This window comes from Pseudomonas sp. AC016 (assembly GCF_979253365.1).
Genome location: NZ_CEEDCC010000001.1, coordinates 844,358 through 865,737 on the forward strand (window position 1 = coordinate 844,358; position 21,380 = coordinate 865,737).

Annotated in this window: 20 protein-coding genes; 10 read left to right on the top strand and 10 right to left on the bottom strand. The window is 60.0% G+C overall.

The window, feature by feature from the left end; translation table 11 throughout:
* Positions 1-497: 497 nt before the first annotated feature.
* A complete protein-coding gene (locus tag AC0IXS_RS03615) occupies positions 498-1,835 on the top strand; it encodes an MFS transporter (protein WP_471823787.1) in 1,338 nt (445 codons plus the stop codon).
* Between the two features lie 130 nt (positions 1,836-1,965).
* On the opposite strand, the gene AC0IXS_RS03620 is transcribed toward AC0IXS_RS03615, so the two are convergent.
* On the bottom strand, positions 1,966-2,853 hold the full coding sequence (locus AC0IXS_RS03620; protein WP_471823789.1) for a DMT family transporter: 888 nt from the start codon (positions 2,851-2,853) through the stop codon (positions 1,966-1,968).
* Between the two features lie 224 nt (positions 2,854-3,077).
* Here AC0IXS_RS03620 and AC0IXS_RS03625 point away from each other — a divergent pair, with 224 nt between their 5' ends.
* Positions 3,078-4,334, top strand: coding sequence for an OprD family porin (locus AC0IXS_RS03625; RefSeq protein WP_137203017.1), 1,257 nt, complete (start codon positions 3,078-3,080; stop codon positions 4,332-4,334).
* Positions 4,335-4,400: 66 nt separating this feature from the next.
* On the opposite strand, the gene pcaC is transcribed toward AC0IXS_RS03625, so the two are convergent.
* From pcaC to AC0IXS_RS03670, 9 genes are all read right to left on the bottom strand, one after another.
* Positions 4,401-4,799, bottom strand: coding sequence for a 4-carboxymuconolactone decarboxylase (gene pcaC / locus AC0IXS_RS03630; protein ID WP_004885592.1), 399 nt, complete (start codon positions 4,797-4,799; stop codon positions 4,401-4,403).
* Positions 4,796-6,157: a 3-carboxy-cis,cis-muconate cycloisomerase gene (locus AC0IXS_RS03635; RefSeq protein WP_122669273.1), complete on the bottom strand. Its 1,362-nt coding sequence runs from the start codon at positions 6,155-6,157 to the stop codon at positions 4,796-4,798. Before AC0IXS_RS03635 ends, pcaC begins: the two co-directional genes overlap by 4 nt.
* 25 nt (positions 6,158-6,182) lie before the next feature.
* Positions 6,183-7,532 (bottom strand): 4-hydroxybenzoate transporter PcaK, encoded by a 1,350-nt coding sequence (gene pcaK / locus AC0IXS_RS03640; protein WP_004885595.1) that lies wholly within the window; start codon positions 7,530-7,532, stop codon positions 6,183-6,185.
* Between the two features lie 67 nt (positions 7,533-7,599).
* The gene (gene pcaG / locus AC0IXS_RS03645) at positions 7,600-8,202 is read right to left on the bottom strand and encodes a protocatechuate 3,4-dioxygenase subunit alpha (RefSeq protein ID WP_029243668.1); all 603 of its coding nucleotides are present in this window, start codon (positions 8,200-8,202) and stop codon (positions 7,600-7,602) included.
* An 11-nt stretch (positions 8,203-8,213) separates the two neighbouring features.
* Positions 8,214-8,933: a protocatechuate 3,4-dioxygenase subunit beta gene (pcaH, locus tag AC0IXS_RS03650; RefSeq protein WP_029243667.1), complete on the bottom strand. Its 720-nt coding sequence runs from the start codon at positions 8,931-8,933 to the stop codon at positions 8,214-8,216.
* 134 nt (positions 8,934-9,067) lie between these two features.
* The gene (pcaQ, locus tag AC0IXS_RS03655; RefSeq protein ID WP_057411013.1) at positions 9,068-9,997 is read right to left on the bottom strand and encodes a pca operon transcription factor PcaQ; all 930 of its coding nucleotides are present in this window, start codon (positions 9,995-9,997) and stop codon (positions 9,068-9,070) included.
* A 33-nt stretch (positions 9,998-10,030) separates the two neighbouring features.
* Positions 10,031-10,273 (bottom strand): glutaredoxin family protein, encoded by a 243-nt coding sequence (locus AC0IXS_RS03660; RefSeq protein ID WP_025994959.1) that lies wholly within the window; start codon positions 10,271-10,273, stop codon positions 10,031-10,033.
* An 89-nt stretch (positions 10,274-10,362) separates the two neighbouring features.
* Positions 10,363-10,983, bottom strand: coding sequence for a hypothetical protein (locus tag AC0IXS_RS03665; RefSeq protein WP_057411012.1), 621 nt, complete (start codon positions 10,981-10,983; stop codon positions 10,363-10,365).
* A gap of 80 nt (positions 10,984-11,063) precedes the next feature.
* Positions 11,064-12,149 carry an acyltransferase family protein gene (locus AC0IXS_RS03670; RefSeq protein ID WP_191954688.1) on the bottom strand — a complete coding sequence of 362 codons (1,086 nt, stop codon included), beginning with the start codon at positions 12,147-12,149 and terminating at the stop codon, positions 11,064-11,066.
* A gap of 639 nt (positions 12,150-12,788) precedes the next feature.
* Between AC0IXS_RS03670 and AC0IXS_RS03675 the strand changes: the two genes are divergently transcribed.
* The 8 genes from AC0IXS_RS03675 (at position 12,789) to AC0IXS_RS03710 (ending at position 21,334) form a co-directional block, all read left to right on the top strand.
* Positions 12,789-13,103, top strand: a complete 315-nt coding sequence (locus AC0IXS_RS03675) for an ElaB/YgaM/YqjD family protein (protein ID WP_025994956.1) — start codon at positions 12,789-12,791, stop codon at positions 13,101-13,103.
* A gap of 4 nt (positions 13,104-13,107) precedes the next feature.
* On the top strand, positions 13,108-13,500 hold the full coding sequence (locus AC0IXS_RS03680) for a phage holin family protein (RefSeq protein ID WP_004885620.1): 393 nt from the start codon (positions 13,108-13,110) through the stop codon (positions 13,498-13,500).
* A complete protein-coding gene (locus AC0IXS_RS03685) occupies positions 13,497-13,838 on the top strand; it encodes a hypothetical protein (RefSeq protein WP_057411240.1) in 342 nt (113 codons plus the stop codon). The genes AC0IXS_RS03680 and AC0IXS_RS03685 overlap by 4 nt, the downstream gene beginning before the upstream one ends.
* 129 nt (positions 13,839-13,967) lie before the next feature.
* Positions 13,968-15,131: an EAL domain-containing protein gene (locus AC0IXS_RS03690; protein WP_057411239.1), complete on the top strand. Its 1,164-nt coding sequence runs from the start codon at positions 13,968-13,970 to the stop codon at positions 15,129-15,131.
* A gap of 63 nt (positions 15,132-15,194) precedes the next feature.
* Positions 15,195-16,526: a deoxyguanosinetriphosphate triphosphohydrolase gene (locus AC0IXS_RS03695; RefSeq protein ID WP_025994954.1), complete on the top strand. Its 1,332-nt coding sequence runs from the start codon at positions 15,195-15,197 to the stop codon at positions 16,524-16,526.
* A 260-nt stretch (positions 16,527-16,786) separates the two neighbouring features.
* The gene (locus tag AC0IXS_RS03700) at positions 16,787-17,185 is read left to right on the top strand and encodes a response regulator (protein ID WP_057411238.1); all 399 of its coding nucleotides are present in this window, start codon (positions 16,787-16,789) and stop codon (positions 17,183-17,185) included.
* 328 nt (positions 17,186-17,513) lie between these two features.
* Positions 17,514-18,140 carry a response regulator transcription factor gene (locus tag AC0IXS_RS03705; RefSeq protein WP_057411237.1) on the top strand — a complete coding sequence of 209 codons (627 nt, stop codon included), beginning with the start codon at positions 17,514-17,516 and terminating at the stop codon, positions 18,138-18,140.
* Positions 18,141-18,148: 8 nt separating this feature from the next.
* The gene (locus tag AC0IXS_RS03710) at positions 18,149-21,334 is read left to right on the top strand and encodes a transporter substrate-binding domain-containing protein (RefSeq protein ID WP_471823796.1); all 3,186 of its coding nucleotides are present in this window, start codon (positions 18,149-18,151) and stop codon (positions 21,332-21,334) included.
* Positions 21,335-21,380: the final 46 nt, after the last annotated feature.

Consider the following 21,380-nt stretch of genomic DNA (forward strand, 5'->3'; position numbering starts at 1 on the left):
GTATTTGCCTGTCAAAATACTACAGCAACATAAAGTGTACGAACCGGTTAGTTTTACGTTCGATTATCGAACAGAAGCCGAGTTACTTGATTGACGATGCGTGGCGCAATGCTCACCATCAGCCTCACCTTGCAGCGCAGCAGAACGTTTCGAACACCCGTTACCCGAAGCAAACCATAACAATTCAAACAACAGGAACATTGCTCATGTGCACCTCAACCGCCCCGCTCCTCAGTTCCGTTCGCCGTCCACGGTTGCAGGATCGAAGAACCCATCCGGTCACACATCCGATCCGGCACTTCGTTTCCTGAAACAATCCAGCGCACTCGTCAGCAACAGCCTGTAAATTGTCGGCCCTGAAAACGTTTCGCAAGACCATGCCCCATGGCTTTCGAATCGCAGCGGCTTCACTGCACACGCATAACGCCTGAATCGAGTGGACTTCTCAGTCCGACTGTCGCCAGCAGCGCAGTCTTGGAACGGATGGTTAGAACATCATGCTCAATACCCAGACCAACCCTGTCGCCCAGGCCGCCCAGGCCGCCCAGGCGGGCATGGGCGAAAAGATTCGCGGCGCACTCGCCGTGGGCAAGACTCGCTGGGGCATGCTCGCTCTGGTGTTCTTCGCCACCACGCTGAACTACATCGACCGCGCAGCCCTCGGGGTCATGCAGCCGATTCTTGCCAAGGAAATGAGCTGGACGGCGATGGACTACGCCAACATCAACTTCTGGTTCCAGGTGGGTTACGCAGTAGGCTTCGTGCTGCAGGGCCGGTTCATCGACCGGGTCGGCGTCAAGCGTGCGTTCTTCCTGGCCGTGCTGCTGTGGAGCCTGGCGACCGGCGCACACGGTCTGGCCACTTCGGCGGCCGGCTTCATGGTCTGCCGCTTCATTCTGGGCCTGACCGAGGCCGCCAACTATCCGGCCTGCGTCAAGACCACACGCCTGTGGTTCCCGGCGGGCGAACGTGCGGTGGCCACCGGCATCTTCAACGCCGGAACCAACGTCGGCGCCATGCTGACCCCCGCCCTGCTGCCGCTGATTCTCACTGTATGGGGCTGGCAGGCCGCGTTCGTGGCAATGGGTTCGCTCGGCCTGATCTGGGTCATCATGTGGCGCCTCAAGTACTACAACCCTGAAGAACACCCCACCGTCAGCAAGAGCGAACTGGACTACATCAATCAGGAAGTCGAACCCGAGCCAGTCAAAATGCCGTTCTCGGCCATTCTGAAAATGCGCGGCACCTGGGCCTTCGCTCTGGCCTATGCGATCACTGCGCCGGTGTTCTGGTTCTACCTCTACTGGCTGCCGCCGTTCCTCAATCAGCAATACAGCCTGGGCATCAGCGTCACCCAGATGGGTATCCCGCTGATCCTGATCTGGTTGACCGCAGACTTCGGCAGCATCGGCGGGGGTATCCTGTCCTCCTGGCTGATCGGCCGGGGCGTAAGGGCCACCACGGCGCGTCTGGTGTCGATGCTGATCTTCGCAATCACTATCTGCAGCGTGGTCTTCGCCGCCAACGCCAGCGGCCTGTGGGTAGCGGTTCTGGCCATTTCGCTGGCCGTCGGTGCGCACCAGGCCTGGACCGCCAACATCTGGAGCCTGGTGATGGACTACACCCCCAAGCACATGATGAGCACAGTGTTCGGCTTCGGCGGCATGTGTGCAGCCATCGGCGGCATGTTCATGACCCAGATCGTCGGCGCGGTCCTGACCGCCACCAATAACAACTACAACGTGCTGTTCACCATGATCCCGGCGATGTACTTCATCGCGCTGATCTGGATGTACTTCATGGCTCCGCGCAAGGTGCCTGACCTCAAAGAATGATGGGGTGATGCACATGAGAAAGGCCCGTTCACGTGAGTGAGCGGGCCTTTTTTATCGGGTTGTATTCCTCATCAGGTCGTACTCAACTTACTGGCTCGCTGGTTTTATGTGGGGGGCAAGACCGCGACCACTACCCGCCTTTACGCCGCTGCTGCCAGGCAGCCGCCAGCCCGCTCAGGCAGATGATTGCGATACCGGCCTGCGCTGTCGGCGAGGGCATGTGGTCGAACACGATGAAACCCAGTAGACCGGCAAACACGATCTGGCAGTAACTGAACGGCGCCAGCATCGCAGGTGCGGCGAAGCGGAAGGCCTGGGTCAGCAGCAGGTGTGCGGCCATGCCGCAGGCGCCCAGCGCGAGCAGGAACGGCAGGTGTTTGAGCTCAGGCACTGCCCAGAAGAAGGGCACCAGCGCGCTCATCAACAGGGTATTGAACAGCCCGGCGAAGAAATTGCTGGTGGTCGGGCTGTCGAAGGGGCTGACCAGTCGGGTCAGCAACTGGTACAGCGCAAAACAGAACGCCGAAGACAGCGGCAAAAGAATCGCGGGCGTGAACAACTCGCCACCCGGATGAATGATGATCATCACCCCCATAAAACCGACGATCACGGCAATCCATTGCCCGCGCGTCACCCGCTCATGCAAAAGCGGCACCGACAGCGCAGTGACCAGCAGCGGCGCAAGGAAGTTGACCGCCGTGGCCTCGGCCTGCGGAATGAACATCAGGCTGCTGGTGAACAACAGACTGGTGCCCAGCAAGGCCAGCGCACGCAGCGCCTGCAGGCCGGGCCGCTTGGTACGCAGCACCCGCAAACCGGACGACGGCATGAAGATGCAGGCCATCAGCAGCATGTGCACCAGATAGCGCGCCCACACCACCAGAATGATCGGATAGAAGCCGGACAGGTACTTGGAAAGTGTGTCGTGGCTGGCAAACAGAAAGGTGGCCAGCAGAATGAAACCGATCCCCTTGAGGGGTTGATTGACGCCGGACAGTGGCGTACTGGCAGTGCTCATCGGGCTTCCTTACTCAATAGTGTCGGGGCTTGAAGCGCGAAAAAAATGTTCATGACAACGAGCATCGCAGCCTGTCTTCGCATCGTCCCGGATAAAATGTTCGAACCGGTTCATTAACGTTCGGTAATCGCCCAAAACCATGGTTTCACAATTGCAGAGCTGACCCCGGCCTTTCACTATCAGACCCAGCTTCACTGACTGAATAATTACAAAAAAGGTCTTCCATGCGCTCATCTCGTCCCTGCAACGTCGTTTGCGGCCTCTCTGCGGCCATCGCAACCAGTCTGATACCCGCCGTCTCTCAGGCTGCCGGTTTCGTTGAAGATGCCAAGGTGAATCTGAACCTACGCAACTTCTACATCAACCGCAACTTCGTCGACCCGGCCAACCCCCAGAACTACGCCGAAGAATGGACCCAGAACTTCATCCTCGACGCCCGCTCGGGTTTCACCCAGGGCACCGTGGGTTTCGGCGTCGACGTGCTGGGCCTCTACTCGCTCAAACTGGACGGCGGCAAAGGCACCGGCGGCACACAATTGCTGCCGATTCACAGCGATGGCCGTCCGGCCGACGATTTCGGGCGTCTGGCAGTCGCGGGCAAGGCACGCTTCTCCAAGACCGAATTGAAGGTCGGCGAATGGATGCCCGTATTACCCATTCTGCGCTCCGATGACGGACGATCCCTGCCGCAGACTTTCCAGGGCGGTCAGATCACCTCCAAGGAAATCGACGGCCTCACGCTGTATGGCGGCCAGTTCCGTGGCAACAGTCCGCGCAACGACGCCAGCATGGAAGACATGTCCATGAACGGCCGCGCGGCCTTTACCTCGGATCGTTTCAACTTCGGTGGCGGCGAGTATGTCTTCAACGAAAAACGCACCCAGGTCGGTCTGTGGTACGCCGAGCTTGAAGACATCTATCACCAGCAATACGTCAACCTGCTACACAGCCAGCCGTTGGGCAGCTGGACGCTGGGTGCAAACCTCGGCTACTTCCAGGGCAAGGACGACGGTCAGTCGCTGGCAGGCGATCTGGACAACAAGACCTGGTCGGCCCTGCTCTCTGCGCGCCACGGCAGCAATACGTTCTATGTCGGTTTGCAGAAGGTCAGCGGCGACAGCGCGTGGATGCGGGTCAACGGCACCAGCGGCGGCACCCTGGCCAACGACAGCTACAACTCAAGCTTCGACAACGCCCGGGAAAAATCCTGGCAACTGCGCCACGACTACGATTTCGCGGGTCTGGGCGTGCCCGGTCTGACCCTGATGAATCGCTACATCAGCGGCGAAAACGTGCACACCGGCACAATCACTGACGGCGAGGAATGGGCACGGGAAACCGAGCTGGCCTACGTGTTCCAGAGCGGCGCGTTCAAGAGTCTGTCAGTCAAGTGGCGCAACTCGACCATGCGGCGCGACTACAGCACCAACCAGTTCGACGAAAACCGTGTGATCGTCAGCTACCCGCTCTCGCTGCTCTGACAGCGCTGGCACCAGCAAAAACGCCGCCGCAGTTCAGCACTGCGGCGGCGTCTTCAATTCAAGCGCTCACTCCTTGTTCAGCGATTCCACACCCATTTCATCCCACACTTCCTCGGCCAGATGGAAGGTGGCGTTGGCTGCCGGAATGCCGCAATAGATCGCGCTCTGCATCAGCACTTCCTTGATCTCTTCGCGGGTCACGCCATTGTTTTTGGCGGCCTTGAGGTGCAGGCGCAGCTCACCTTCGCGGTTCATGCCGATCAGCATGGCGATGGTGATCAGGCTCCGGGTATGACGCGGCAGACCCGGACGTGTCCAGATGTCACCCCAGGCATGCCGGGTGATCATTTCCTGAAATTCCTCGTTGAACGGCGTCAACTTTTTCAGGCTGTTATCGACATGCGTATCGCCGAGTACGGCGCGGCGCACCTGCATGCCCGCCTGATAACGTTCGTCTTCGGTCATTGCGTGATCCTTGTGTGTTCGGCCACGGCGCGCTCGACCCAACGTCGGGCCTGGCCAAGGTAATGGGCCGGATCGAGCAAGCGATCCAGCTCGTCAGAAGAAAGTTGTGCGGTGACCTCAGGGTTTTCCCCCAGCACCTGACGCAGGTGCACGCCCTGCTCCACCGCCTGACGACAGCTCTGTTCGATCAGGTGGTGCGCGGCATCGCGGCCGATGCGCTGTGCCAGGGCGATGCTGACCGCTTCGGCCAGCACCAGCCCCCGAGTGGATTCCAGATTGACCCGCATGCGTTCGGCATCGACCTGCAGCCCCGGCACCACCTGCAATGCCTGCTGCAACGAGCCGGACACCAGGCAGCAGAGTTCAGGCAAGGTTTCCCACTCGGCATGCCACAGGCCCAGACTGCGCTCGTGCTCCTGAGGCATGGCGGAGAACATCGTTGCGACCAGACCCGGCGCACGTGTCGCCGCGCCGATCATGACCGCAGCGCCCACTGGATTGCGCTTGTGCGGCATGGTTGATGAGCCGCCCTTGCCCGGCGCAGACGGCTCAAAGACTTCGCCCACTTCGGTCTGCATCAGCAGGCTGACATCGCGGCCCAGCTTGCCAAGGCTGCCCGCGATCAGACCGAGCAACGACGCGAACTCCACCAGTCGATCCCGCTGCGTGTGCCACGGCTGCTCGGGCAAGTGCAGTTGCAGTTCATCCGCCAGTGCTTCGGCCACTTTGAACGCCTGATCGCCCAGTGCCGCCAGACTGCCGGAAGCGCCGCCAAACTGCAGGCACAACACGCGAGGCTTGATTTCGTTCAGGCGCTGGCGGTGACGCGTAATCGCACCCAGCCAGCCCGCGATCTTCATGCCCAGCGTGACGGGCGTGGCCTGTTGCAGCCAGGTACGGCCGGCCAGCGGCGTCGCCGCGTGAACCTGCGCCTGTTGCGCCAAGGCGTCGCCCAATTGTCCGAGGTCGCGTTCCAGCACATCGATAGCGTTCCGAACCTGCAGAATCAGACCGCTGTCCATCACGTCCTGACTGGTCGCCCCCATGTGCACATAGCGTTCGGCCTCGGGGCTGTGTGCAGCGATGCGTTTGCCCAGCGCCTTGACCAGAGGGATCGCCGAGTTGCCAGCGTTGCCGATGGCAATCGCCAGCGCGTCGAAATCGAACAGCTCGGCACGGCAGCTTTGCGTGATGTCTGACACCACATCTTGCGGAATCAGACCGACTCTGGCCTCGGCCCTCGCCAGCGCAGCCTCGAAATCGAGCATGCCCTGCACCCGCCCCTCGTCCGAGAAGATCCGGCGCATGTCGGGGTGCGTGAAGTACGCGTCGAAAAGTTGATTGCCCGGTCTGCTCACATCAGCGCTCCAGAGTAAAAAGATTTCAAGTGGCGTCCGAATGGCTGACCCAGCCCTTGATCAGAATCGCCAGCGCGGCCAGTGCAGCAGGCACCACCAGCGCCGTCAGCACCTGTTCGAACGACCAGCCCAGCCCCAGCAGAGTCGCACCGGCCCATGCGCCAAGAATCGCACCGAACCGACCGATACCCAGCATCCATGACACGCCCGTGGCGCGGCCCTGAGTCGGATAAAAGCGCGCCGCCAGCGAAGGCATCGCCGACTGTGCGCCGTTGATGCACATGCCCGCGACCAGCACCAGTGTCGCCAGGACTGCGACATTGCCGAGGCTCTGCCCAACCAGCCAGGCAAACACGCCGGCCAGTGCGTAGGCCACGCCGATCACCTTGTGCGGGTTGTAACGGTCCATGGCCCAGCCGACGCCCACGGCACTGAGCACGCCGCCGAACTGGAACAGCGCGCCGATGAACGCCGACTGCTCCATGCTCGCGCCGCTGTCACGCATCAATGTCGGCAGCCAGCTGGTCAGCAAGTACACGATCACCAGCCCCATGAAGTAGGTCAGCCACAGCAACAGGGTGCCCGCACTGTAAGTCCCGGAGAAAATCACTTTCAAGACATTGCGGCTGCTGACGGTCTTCTGTTCAGGAACGCTGAATGCGGTCACACCCGCGACTTCCTTCGGCGCAATCGGCGCCAGCACCTTGCGAATGCGCTCGACACCCCGGTTGCGCACCACCAGAAACCGCGCCGACTCCGGCAGCCAGACCATCAGCACCACGGCCAGGATCAGCGGCAGGATGCCGCCGAGCATCAACAGGCTGTGCCAGCCCATGCTGGGAATGAGCTTGGCGGACACAAAACCGCCGCAGGCCATCCCCAGGTTGAAACCGCAGAACATGCTGGTAACCAGCAGCGACTTCAGACGCTCAGGCGTGTATTCGGACAGCAGTGTGGTCGCGTTGGGCATCGCCGCACCCAGCCCCAGACCGGTGAGCAGACGCAACACCAGCAACTGATCGATATTGCTGCTGTAGGCCGACGCCAGGCTGAACAGCCCGAACAGAAACACCGCCACCACCAGCACCACCTTGCGTCCGAATCGGTCGGCCAGCGGGCCGGAACCCAGCGCGCCGAATACCATGCCGATCAGCGCGGCGCTCATCACCGGACCCAGACTGGCGCGATCAATGCCCCAGTCCTGGCTCAGGGCCGGCGCGATGAAGCCCATCGCCGCCGTGTCCAGTCCGTCGAGAAAGACGATCAGAAAGCACAGCGCAACCACGCGCCACTGGTAACCCGACAACGGCTGGGCGTTGATGAAAGCCTGAACGTCGAGCGTGCCCGTAGCAGGCCCGCGAGCTGATAGTGTCATGAACATTTCCTTTTATTTTTATAAGGTCACCTGCGCCTGCAGATGCCGTGTAGCGCACGCACATTGCTCAGAAATCGAAAAACACCGTCTCGCCTTCGCCCTGCACCCGGATATCAAAACGATAGGCCGTTTTTCCATCCACCTCGCAGCGCCGCGCAATCAGCGTTTCACGGCGTTGTGGCTGTTCGATCAGGTTGAGCACCGGGTCGACGAGATTGGCCTGGGCTTCATCGTCGAAATACAACCGGGTCTGCAAGTGAATATTGATGCCGCGGGCGAACAGCGAAACGTTGATGTGCGAGGCCATCGGCACACCGGCAGCGTTGCGCATCGAACCGGGCTTGATGGTCTTGAGAACCCACTGGCCATCGTCGGATGTGGCAGTGCGACCAAAGCCGTTGAACGGGTTCGCCGGATTGTATTCGCTGTGATACGCGCCTTCGTGATCGGCCTGCCAGAACTCCAGATAGGCGTCGCGAATCAGGTGACCGTTGCCATCGAAGACGTTGCCCAGCAACACGATGTGCTCACCCGGCGCGCCTGGCCTGGCCATCTCGTTCCAGATTTCCAGCTCGCGGGTCGGGTTGCCGGCCACTTGGGGTGCCAGGCCGATGTGCACATAAGGGCCTGCGGTCTGCGAAGGGGTTTCCTGTAGCAATTGAACGGGCATGTCGGGCCTCCTCAGCAGTTTTCGAAGTGAGTCTTGCGCTGACCGCGCAGAACGATGTCGAAGCGATACGCGAGGCAATCCATCGGGTTGCCCATGGCCAGATCAAGCCGGGCGATCAGGCTTTGCACCGCATCGGGATTGGCGATGGATTTCACGATCGGGCAGATCGGAATCAGCGGATCGCCCTCGAAATACAGCTGGGTGATCAAACGCGTGGCAATCGACGGGCCACTGATCGACACGTGAATGTGCGCCGGACGCCAGTCGTTGGGACCGTTGCGCCACGGGTACGGACCGGGCTTGACGGTGCGGAAGCTGTAATTGCCCTCGCTGTCGGTCAGCGCCCGGCCCACACCGCCGAAATTGGGGTCCATGGGCGCAAGGTACGCGTCGCGCTTGTGACGATAGCGACCGCCTGCGTTGGCCTGCCAGATTTCCACCAACGTATGGGGAATCGGTTTGCCGTACTGATCGCAGACCCGGCCGGCAAGCAGAATGCGCTCACCGATCGGCAGCCCGCCGTTGTTGAAATTGAGCAACAGGTCGTTGTCGTGCTGACCAAATTTCAGGTGCGAGAAATCCGGCCCGGAGGCTTCGGAGATGGACTGGGGGATGCTGACCAGTGCCTGGCGCGGTGAGCGCAGGATCGAGGTCTTGTAATCAGGCGTCAGGGCTTTGGGATGCCAGTTGCGATCACGAATGACGAAGCGGCTGTTGTCCGCGACAGACATGGCGTTCTCCTTATTGTTGGCTTTCTTATGAGTGCGCGAGCGTCGAGCACTGGCGCTACAGGCTGCAGCGAAGTGTCGCGCGCTTCATGCATCCACCAACACTGAAAAGTTGCCTGCCATCCATAACCAAATGGTTATGCATAAGACGTTTGGCGGTAGGTTTCGCCAACGACTCTGAACTCATCCACGCACCACTGGGCAGCGCGGGTCAGGGGAACAGCCGGGTTGCTGCACAGCCCCACCGAACCGCCCGGCTCACGGATACCCATGTCCAGCTCGACCAGCGTGCCGTTGTGCAACTCCTGCAAAACGGCATCCAGCGGCGCGATCCAGATGGCATCGCTGCGCTCGACATAGCGTCGGCTCAGCGTCAGCGACAGCGTTTCAAGGCGCTGGCGCGGCGGCTGTATGCCGCATTGCACGAACAGACTGTCGGCGAACTTGCGGATAGTGGTGCCCGCCAGTGGCAAGACCAGCGGGAAATTCGCCAGGCTTTCAGGTTTGAGGGGCGCCGCCAGCAACGGATGGCCGGTACGCACCACCAGGGTCATCGATTCGTTGTACAGATGCTCGAAGGTCAGCCCCAGTATCTGTGGACTGTCGGTCATTCGCCCGATCACCAGATCCAGTTCTCCGACACGCAGTTGCGACAACAGATAAGCGCTGGGGCCGGTCATGACGCTGATGATCAATGCCGGGTGCTGCTCGTGCAGACGCCCGACGACTTCGGGAACCAGCAGGCTCTCGGCCGTCGACAACACACCCAGACGCGCCGTGACCGTTTCGTGCTCGCCGGAGCGCAGGCTGTTCACGCCTTCGCGCAAGGCCTGAACGCTCGGCCCCGCATAGCGCATGAACGCCACACCGGCTTCGGTCAGCGCCGCGCCGGTCTTGCTGCGCACGAACAGTGTCGTCGCCAGCAGGGTTTCCAGCTCCTTGAGCGTCTTGGACAGAGCCGGCTGGCTGATCGACAACACATCGCAGGCCCGCGCCAGACTGCCCTGGCGCGCCACTTCGAGAAAGCACACCAGATGGCGAAACTTGATTCGGGTATCGATATTCAATGCGTGTCTTGCCCTGGGGAGAAAAATGATCCGTTAAGTGCTCAGAAAGGACGCAACCTGGGGCGCATCGAAAGGCCAGTCCAGCTCTTCGCCGGTGTCCACGCGACGCAGCACCGGTATCCTCAGCTCATAACGTTCGAACAGCCACTCATCCTCGCAGATGTCGCGTCGCTCAACCAGCAAACCGCACTCATCCACGAACGGCAGCAAAACGGCTTCCGCGATATCGCACAAATGACAACCCAGGGTGCCGAACAGTTGGCATTCAGGAAGCATCGAATCCCTCCTCGTAAAGAGCGTGACCTGCCGAAACATTCTAGGCCCGGTCCTGGATCACGTCGAGGCGACCGACAGCCGTATCGGTGCTACAGCGATTCAGCGGGAGCCCGCCAATCCGGCTGTTTGAACGCGCGCTCGGAGCCGGAAATCTTGACCGATATACGGTCCAGCAGTCGTTCGGCGTTGTACTTTGTGGTCGTGCTGCTGATGGCGATGAACAACAGACCGACAAGAACGGCGGACGAAGGAATCCGCCTGGTCGCATGCTGCTCCAGGCCAAGAAGAAACAGGCAGGCCGCCGTTGAACCCAGCAGCGCCCCCGCCACCGCCTCGGCGAGCGGATGAATGAAAGGCGCGACACAAAAGACGCTATACAGCCAGCCCAGCAGCAGTCCGGTCAGGGCACCGAGCCAGCGAAGACGCTGATCGTACTGTCGCGCCAGAAGACTCAGGCCGACGGTCAGAATCAGGCAGGTATTCATGGCATGCCCGCTGAGTACATAGATCCCCAGACTCTCGATCGCCACACCCCAGCCCTTGAACAGCACTTTGCTGATCACCACCATCGAGTAAGCTACAAAGAGCGTCGCCATCCACAACAAGGCCGAACGCTTCGAGCGGGCGGTCCATAGCCAGGCAGCGATCACCAGTGCTGCGGGCAGCATGACCGTGATCCCGCCATAAGGGGTAAACAGCTGTGGGCCCATCCGCAAGTCTCCTCGATCCGGCCGTCCGTTCAACGACGTATCTCAGCAGAGCCCTGCCTCTGGGCGCCATGTAAAAATTTCTATGCACCCACCTTCGCCGCGCCATTTCTAAAGCGCCGTTTACCAAACGCATTGGCGCGATCCAGCACCGGTTTCTCGAAGCAGCGGTAACCGACCCAGCCGTAACACAGGGTGGCCGCCACCATCAGTGTCGCGAAGAACAGGTTATCCAGATAACTCTCGGGCCATGCGCCCACCCCACTCCAGACACGCCCGATTACCCCCAGCACCAGCAGATGAGACAGGTAGATGGTGTAGGACATGTCGCCCACGACCACTAACGGCGTCGGCACGAAGATCTTTTGTCGCCTTTCCAGCAGCGCCAGAGTCAGCACCAGCAGACCGAACGTGCCGCCCACCATCAGCATGCGCAGCAAACCCTGACTGTCGTAGAGCCGATAGGTCGCAATCAACGGACCGCCTGCCAGCAAGGCAACAGCCAGCAAACCCCAGACAGCAGCCGTCGGCAGGCGCGCGCTGTGACGGCTGTAGAAGAACAGCGCCAGCGCCACACCGATGATGAATTCCAGTGAATAGGGATGCAGGATGATCTTCAACGCCGACGACTGATCCTGCCAGTCCTGCAGGAGGTTGAACGTCACGATGATCAACGCCCAGCCCGCCATCAGCCACGGCAGATGGCGCTCCTTGAACAGCAGCAGGCCGGTAAATACCAGGTAGAACCACAGCTCGAACAGCAGCGACCAGGCGACCATCACCAGCAACACTTTATCGTTGGGCAGCAACAGGAACGACATCAGCAGGTTCGACGAGCCATGACCGCTGTTGACCAGACCCGGCTGCACCAGAAAGACCCCGAGCGTGATGAAGAAATACAGCCAGTAGGTTGGATAGATCCGCGACACCCGGTTGAACAGAAAGCGCTGAGCCTCGACACCATTCTGGAACCGGCCACGACTGACGATCACCATCACGAAGCCGCTGATGACAAAAAACAGGTCGACACCGAGCTGAAAAAAATCCAGCGAAGGCGGCAGCAAGGTATCGCCACCGGAAAACCGCGCCTCGATCGGCATCATGTGAAACAGCACCACACCCAGAACGGCCAGGCCCCTCAATCCTTGCAGCGAGTACAACCGCTCCATGCCCCTCTCCAATCACTGACCGACGCTGCGCCGGTACTTCCAGAACGACCCCGAACGAGCCGAGGCTTGTCAAACGCTGCACGGGCAAGCGGATACGCACGTTTTTCCTGTAGGTCTTTTGTTTGCTGCGCGACAGCGCTGTGTCAAAGACATAGAGGCATCTCTTATCAAACAACCTGTAACTTACTGAAGAAAAGCGATTTTTTGTAGGAGCGCGCTTGGTCTGGGCGGCAATCCGACGATAGGCTCTTAAAGACAGAAAATCAGCGACTGACATGACGCAATCGCGGGCAAGCGCGCTCCTACGGTCCGGTGTTTGCTGCGCGACAGCGCTACGTCGAAGACGTGGTGGCGCTCCCACAGTTCGTTGCGTTCTGCACCACGAGCATAGCCAAACGCAGCCATTATGAAACACCTGCGCAAGCCTCCCGTTTTTTTCTCGCGGCTTGCGCTTATGGAGTAAGGTTGTCCACCGGTAATCTGCCGATGCGCCGATCTGGCGCAAATGCCTGTACGCCACGCACCAGCACAAGGCGAAAGCCGCGTCGCCACGCGATGTGCGTCGACGCAGCAATTGAAGTGAACCTTCGCCAATTCCCTGTACTCGAAACATCCATACGCCACCAAACGGAGAAAACCATGCCTCGCCAAACCGCACAGAATGCTCAGGAAATCTTGATGGCAGACTTTCAGGTCCTGGTCGCCGACACCGAGAAGCTGCTGGCACACACGGCAACCCTCGCTGGTGATCAGGCCGATGAACTGCGTGCCCAGATTCAGGAAAGCCTGCTGCGTGCCAAAGAGACGCTCAAGCAGACTGAAGAATCCCTGCGCGAGCGTGGCGAAGCAGCAATCGTCGCAACCGAAGAATACGTACAGAACAATCCATGGCAATCGGTCGGCCTGGCCGCCGGTGCCGGTTTCCTGATCGGCCTGCTGGCCACAAGGCGCTAATACCATGACTTTGGGAACGGAATCAGGTCCGCCCCACGCGGACCACGGCTCTTCACCGCGGCGCCTGGGTGCCGCTTTTCTGGGCTTGCTGCACAGCCATGTCGAGCTGTTCGGCATCGAGTTGCAGGAGCAGAAGGCGCGTACTGTCAGTCTTTTGCTATTCGCGGGTCTGGCACTGGTGTTCGGTCTGCTGTTGCTCACCGGGCTGTCGGCACTGCTGCTGATCGTGTTGTGGGACAGTTACAGACTGGCCGGCATCATCGGCCTGTGCACGTTCTACTTCCTGGCTGCGGTGTTCTGTGGACTTCGCTTGAAGGCTGCCATCTTCGACGAATCCTCGCCGTTCCATGCGACTCTCGAAGAACTGGCCAACGACCGTGAGCGACTGATGCCATGAGCGAACCCAAATCCCATCAGGGCAACACCCGTCGCGAACTGCGCAAGGCGCTGATCCGTCTGCGCATGGAAATGCATCGCCAGGAAATACGCCACGAATCCACCACGCTGCTGCAGCCCCTGCAACGCTTCAGGGGCCTGCGTCACGACTGGAAAAGTGCGCTGGGCATCCGCCATGCGCCACTGTGGGGAGTGGGTTCGGTCGCGCTGCTGGGCTTTCTCAGCGGCAAGCGGGCCAAGACCGGTCGCACCAGCTTTCTTGGCAAGCTGCTCAAGCTGGGCATCACGTTCACACCGCTGATCAAGGTCGCTCTGCAGAGTCGCGCGCGCAAACGCTGAGACGCCTGTTGGCTGCATTCTTGCTAACTCCTGCCAAGTAACATTTCGCCCGCTGTGAACACTCACAGCGGGCGGCTTGCGTTTACCTCCCCCCATAACGCTCATTCCACCTCCACTAAGGAAGGCCACGTGATTTCAGGGCAACCCCTTGCCTGCTTCCAGCCGTTCATTGACACCGCCACTGGCCGCATAGCAGGCGTCGAGGCGCTTGGCCGACTGTGCGACAGCGAAGGACGGCTGCATTCGGTCGGACCGCTGTTCAACGACCCGCAGGTGCCGGCCGCCGAACTGCGGAGACTTGACCGCCTGATTCGTGACCACGCCTTGAGTCGCCTGCATCACGCGCCTGAGGACTGGTTCCTGAGTCTGAATATTTCCCCACGCTGGATCAGCCGACTGCGGCCCGGCCAGGCTCTGCCGAGTCTCGCGCAACTGGTGCAGCATCATGTTCCTGCTGAACGCGTAGTGTTTGAAATCACCGAACTGGGCGGCGACATTCAGCGTCTGAGCGAGGTTGTAGAGCGTTATCGCCAAGCGGGCGCGCGCATCGCGATCGATGACTTCGGCGCAGGTTATTCGCAACTGGACCGGGTTCTGGCGTTGCAACCGGATATCCTCAAACTCGACATGCGCCTGTTTCAGGCTGCTGCAAAGGGCGGCCCGAGCAGCGATGTGGTCAAGGCGCTTGCGCTGATGGCGGAAAAGACCGGCTGCTGGATCATTGCCGAAGGTGTCGAGACCGAAGCCCAATTGCACTTCGCTCTGGAGTGCGGGGCACGTTACGTTCAGGGCTACCTGTTCGCCAAAGGCGAGCTGGAATTCTTCGCGGCCGACGCCTTCGTGGCCCGATTCGCCGAGCTGCGCGATCGCTATGTGTTGCGCAAGGTGGCCGAACGGGCACGCCTGATGGACCTGCGCCAGCGTCTCGCCATTCTGATGGACAGCCTGCAGCGCTGGGCGCAGACACAGGCGCCGATCAGCGCACTGCCGCAATTGCACGATTATCCCTGGCTGCTGCGGTTCTATCAGTGCGACCGCCACGGCACGCAGTTGACGCCCAACCTGGAATGGCGAGACGGTGCCTGGCATGCCGACGCGCGCTACCTGGGGCACAACTGGTCGTGGCGCCCGTACTTCTACCATCTTCTGGCCGAGGGCTGGCACGAACGCCGTCTGACCCTGTCGAACACCTACCGCGACGCCACCACTAACCAGTATTGCCTGACGGCAGGCCAGTTTTTCGACAACGGCACGCGTCTGCTTCTCATCGATATCGATGCCGTCGGCATGTGAAGGCCTTGCGGCCAGCACGCCGAACCGGGAAGCTAGGCCAATACGACTGACGGAGTGACCGCCTTGGATTGGCAAACCCTGCTTAACCGCGAACGACTCGGCAAGACCCTGCACAGCCCTGAGGAACTGGGGCGCAGCCCATTCCACAAGGACCATGACCGCATCATCTTCTCAGGTGCCTTCCGGCGTCTGGGACGCAAGACCCAGGTCCATCCGGTCTCCAGCAATGACCATATCCACACCCGCCTGACCCACTCGCTGGAAGTCAGTTGCGTGGGTCGCTCGCTGGGCATGCGGGTCGGTGAAACCCTGCGCAGCGCCCTGCCCGACTGGTGCGATCCCAGCGATCTGGGCATGGTGATCCAGTCAGCGTGCCTGGCCCATGACATCGGCAATCCTCCCTTCGGGCATTCGGGTGAAGACGCGATCCGCAACTGGTTCAATCAGGCGGCAGGCCGCGGCTGGCTCGATGCGATGAGCGAAACCGAGCGCAACGACTTCCTCAACTTCGAAGGCAATGCGCAGGGCTTTCGCGTACTCACCCAGCTGGAGTATCACCAATTCGACGGCGGTACCCGGTTGACCTACGCCACGCTGGGCACCTACCTGAAGTACCCGTGGACCGCTCGGCATGCCGACTCGCTGGGCTACAAGAAGCACAAGTTCGGCTGCTACCAGAGCGAACTGCCGATTCTCGAGCAGATTGCCAACAAGCTCGGCCTGCCGCAGCTGGAAGAGCAGCGCTGGGCACGTCATCCGCTGGTTTACCTGATGGAAGCCGCCGATGACATCTGTTACGCCCTGATCGACCTTGAGGACGGTCTGGAAATGGACCTGCTCGACTACGCCGAAGTGGAAGCGCTATTGCTGGGGCTGGTGGGCGATGACCTGCCGGAAACCTACCGTCAACTGGGCCCGTCGGACTCGCGGCGACGCAAGCTGGCGATCCTGCGCGGCAAGGCTATCGAGCACCTGACCAATGCCGCAGCCCGCGCGTTTGTCGAGCAACAGGATGCCCTGCTGGCCGGTACGCTTCAGGGCGATCTGGTGGAACACATGCACGGCCCGGCCAAGCGCTGCGTGTTGAGCGCCAAGGACATGGCCCGCAAGAAGATCTTTCAGGACAAGCGCAAGACCCTGCACGAGATTGGCGCCTATACCACGCTGGAAATTCTCCTCAACGCCTTTTGTGGCGCGGCGGTGGAACAGTTCGGTGGCCGTACGCCCTCGTTCAAGCACCGGCGCATTCTCGATCTGCTGGGCAACAGCGCGCCCGATCCGAAGGCGCCGCTGCATGCTTCGTTTCTGCGCATGATCGACTTCATTGCCGGCATGACCGACAGCTACGCAACCGAGATGGCCAGAGAAATGACGGGCCGATCCGCGCAGTTCTGAGGGCGGGTACCGGGCGAGCAGAGCCACCTGAAACCGGTGCTCGCTCGCTCGGCCGTGGACTTCACCGCACCTCAACTTCAGAAACGTCCTACACACCTGCCAGACGCGTCTTATCGCAGCGTTTTCGACACACCCCAATAATCCCGGCACTTCATGGCCGAACCGGTAAGCCATCCAGCTGCCTGCGGCACCTTCGGGAACCGCACGATACCTGTCGACCCGGCTCGAACCGCTCCTGCCTCGTCCCAGCCGGTAACCTCATGTTCAAGCACAACCTGCGAATCCTGCTGGTGGAGGATCATCCCTTTCAGTTGATCGCCACCCAGATACTGCTCAACAACCAGGGATATTTTCTGCTGACCCCCGTTCTGACGGCCAGCGAGGCCATGGCTGCCATGGAACGCAGCCCAGAACCCTACGACCTCATTCTGTGTGACCAGAGACTCCCTGACCTCGATGGTCTGGATCTGATCGAAAAGGCCTGGAAACGCGGACTGATACGGCATGCCGTGCTGCTCAGCGGGCTTGCGGCACAGCAACTGCTGGATCTCGAACAGCTTGCCATCCGACTGGGTCTGCCAATGCTTGGCTGCCTGAGCAAGCCACTGAACGGCCCGGTTCTTGTCCACCTGCTGAACGGCGTTTCAGATTCGCAATGACACTTTGCAACAGGTCGTCGCACCGACCTTTCGATGAACGCTCAGACGTTATGACTTACTGCACATCCGCATTGTAGGAATAATACGATAGAAGCGACGGCTAATTCCCAAACGTAATAAACACGCCCTGAAAACCTAACCAACCCCCAGAATAAAGCGCGAAATCTTTTTAAACATGGAGCGTTCAAAGTAGGCTTTTACGTACTCCGAGACTCTAATTATTGTAGGAAATTTCCTATATATACGTGCCGACCACGTCTCTTCATGGGCCTGCCCGAACATCTGAGCTAAGGTGCGCGCTTTCTTCGCTGCTTGTATGGATTTAAATATGAACTCAGTTTTTATCATCGACGACCACCCTGTTGTTCGACTGGCCGTGAGAATGCTGCTGGAGAACGAAAACTACGAGGTCGTCGGTGAAACCGATAATGGCGTTGACGCCATGCAGATGGTCCGTGAATGCATGCCCGACCTGATCATTCTGGACATCAGCATTCCCAAGCTCGACGGCCTGGAGGTACTGGCCCGCTTCAACACCATGGGCCTGCCCTCGAAAATTCTGGTCCTCACTTCACAGACCCCGAAACTGTTCGCAATACGCTGCATGCAATCCGGTGCGGCAGGCTACGTCTGCAAACAGGAAGACCTCAGTGAATTGCTCAGTTCGGTGAAAGCGGTATTATCCGGCTACAATTACTTCCCCAGCCAGGCATTGACGCCTGCCGTTCGCGAAGATGGTCAACCGAGCGAAATCGAGTTGTTCAAGTTGGTCAATGATCGCGAACTGATGGTCTTGCAACTGTTTGCCCAGGGTCGTTCCAACAAGGAAATCGCCAAGGGCATGTTTCTCAGCAACAAGACTGTCAGCACCTACAAGACACGGCTGATGCAGAAACTGAAAACCAGGACCTTGGTAGATCTTATCGAGATGGCGAAACGCAACGCGCTAGTGTGAGAGACCGGATGTCCACGCGCTTCAAACAATTTCTGATACTGGCCACAAGCCTTTGCCTGAGCTGGGGTCTGCTCGCCCGCCTTGAGGCCGCCGACCACTACACCCTGCTCGGCCGCTCGAGCCCGGCGCACATGGATGTGAAGCTGGACAGCAAACAATGGCAGTGGGTCCGCAGCAAACGCGAGTTGATCCTCGGCACCTCTGCACCCGACTACCCGCCCTTCGACATCACCATTTCCGGCAACGACTACGAAGGTATAACCGCCGATTACGCCGGCATCATTTCCCGAACGCTGGACCTGCCTGTCAGGGTTCAGCGTTTTGAAAGCCGCGACCACGCCATGAAGGCGCTTGTCAGCGGACAAATCGATCTGCTGGGAACCGCCAACGGGTTCGAAGCCAAGGAACGCGACATCATGCTGACCCACCCCTACTCGGTGGATCAGCCGGTACTGGTCACGCGCATTGGCGAAACCCGCCCGCTGACCGAGGGCCTCAAGGGCCTGCGTCTGAGCATGGTCTATCACTACCTGCCGCTGGACGAGGTCAAGGCGACCTATCCCGACGCGACCATCGACACCTACCCGTCCTTTCAGAACGCGATCAACGCCGTGGCCTTCAACCAGGCCGACGTCTTTCTCGGCGATACCATTTCAACCCAATACATCATCAACAGGGGTTACCTGAACAATGTGCAAATGGCCAACTTCGGCAAGCATGAAGCCAACGGATTCAGCTTCGCCATCAGCAACGACAACCCGCAACTGCTGGACGTCATCAACCAGACGCTCAAGGCCATTCCGGTCGATGAGCGCATTGATATTTCCAAGCGCTGGAGCGCCGGCAGCGATCTGCTGCTGACCGACCAGAAACTGCAACTGACCCAGCGGGAGGAGCGCTGGATCACCCAGCACCCGACCGTGCGGGTACTGGTCAACGAAGCCTACGCGCCTCTGACCTTCTTCGACGCCAACGGTACGTTTCGCGGCATCACGGCGGAGCTTCTCGAACTGGTGCGCCTGCGCACCGGAATCAACTTCGAAGTCACCCGTTCGGCAAGCCTTGCCGACATGATCAATCAGGTCAGCCAGGGGCAGGCGGACATGATCGGTGCTCTGGACGCCAGCGACGAGCGTGAGGACCGGCTGAGCTTCAGCCGTCCTTACATCGACAACTCGTTCGTGCTGGTCACACGCAAGGAAGCCGGCTCGCCGTCCCACCTTGAAAACCTCGGCAAGAAACGCCTCGCGGTCACCCAGGGCAGCGCATTGCTGAGCTGGATGCACCGCGAACATCCGGACATCGTGACAGTCGAGGTCGATAACCCTTTCCAGGCGCTGGACATGCTGGCAATCGGCAGAACCGAAGCTGCCGCGACGTCGCTGCTCAGCGCCAATTATTTCCTGTCCTCAGGCATATTCGGCGAGCGCCTGCAGATCACCGCCACCACCGGGGAAGACCCGGCACTGATCTCCATGGCCACCTCACGCAACGCCACCGAACTAAGCTCGATTCTGGACAAGGCGCTGGCCAGCATCGCGCCCCAGGAGCTGGCCGTAATCAACAACCGATGGCGCTCCTACACACCCGCAGGTGCCAACTGGCACGACTACCAGCGCCTGATCTACCAGATCATTACCGGTGCCGGGCTGCTGCTGATCGGTCTGCTGGTCTGGAATGCCTACATGCGGCGCCAGATCAAACAGCGTGAAGCTGCCGAGCGGGCGCTGGGCGACCAGTTCGAATTCATGAGGGCACTGGTCGACGGCACGCCCCACCCGATCTATGTGCGTGACCGTGAAGGCCTGCTGCGAATGTGCAACGACAGCTACCTTACTTCGTTTTCAGCGCAGCGCGAGGACATCATCGACAAGAGCGCCACCGACGGTGTACTGAGCAACGCATTCGAAGCCAGGGAATACGCCGCCGACTATCAACGGGTCATGGCCACCAATACCGCTCTGGTTCAGGATCGCACGCTGCATATCGGCGAGCAGAGGCTGACCATCTACCACTGGATCCTGCCTTTCCGGGACTCGTTGGGCGAAGTACAGGGCATCATTGGCGGCTGGATCGATATCAGCGAACGGCGGCACCTGATAGAAGACCTGCAGACTGCCAAGGAACAGGCCGATGCCGCCAACCGGGCCAAAAGCACCTTTCTGGCGACCATGAGCCACGAAATCAGGACTCCGATGAATGCCGTGATCGGTATGCTCGAACTGGCACTCAAACGCGCCGATCAGGGGGAACTGGACCGCTCTGCCATTGAAGTCGCCTACGGCTCGGCGAAAGAACTGCTGGACCTGATCGGCGATATTCTTGATATCGCCCGGATCGAGTCCGGCCGACTGACCCTCAACCCCGAGCGAGCCAACCTGCGTCAGCTGGTGGAGTCGGTGGTCAGGGTATTCGACGGACTGGCCCGGCAGAAGAACCTGACCCTGGCGCTGGAACTGGACAGCCGCATCAATACCGATGTACTGGTTGATCCGCTGCGTTTCAAGCAGATCCTTTCCAACCTGGTCAGCAACGCCATCAAGTTCACGCAACAGGGACAGGTCAGAATCAGCCTGCAAACCGGGGATCTGACCGATTCACAGCGCCTGCAACTGCATCTGACCGTGCAGGACAGCGGCATCGGTATCAGCCAGCCCGATCAGGAGCGCCTGTTCGAACCGTTTGCCCAGGTGGACAGCAACGGCCAGATGGCGCGCACCGGCGCAGGCCTGGGATTGGTGATCTGCCGCAGCTTGTGCGAGATGATGGGCGGCACCCTGACGCTGGAAAGCGAGCCGGGGCAAGGCACGCAGATCAACATGCACCTGATACTCACCTCGCTCGACCCGGCAGCACATGTGCCGGTTCAACAGGACGCTGCCCCGACGCCCAACCACATCCTGCACATTCTTATCGTCGATGATCATCCGGCCAACCGGCTGCTGCTCTGTGAGCAGCTCGGGTTTCTGGGGCATCACTGCGAAGTCGCCGAAAACGGTGCGCTGGGGCTCGATTGCTGGTTGCAGAATCGCTTTGATCTGGTGGTTGCCGACTGGAATAACCCGATAAATCTGAAATACCCTCATAAAATCAATACATTAAAGAATAAAAACATCATTTTTACAGTTGTGCTTGCCGACTTTGCCGCCCCAATAAAATCAGATGCTTATGGTTGCGTTTTGGGGAAGATTTAAAGGTCGTTCTTGCGCAACTATCCCACCCCCGGCGTTCTGCCGACGA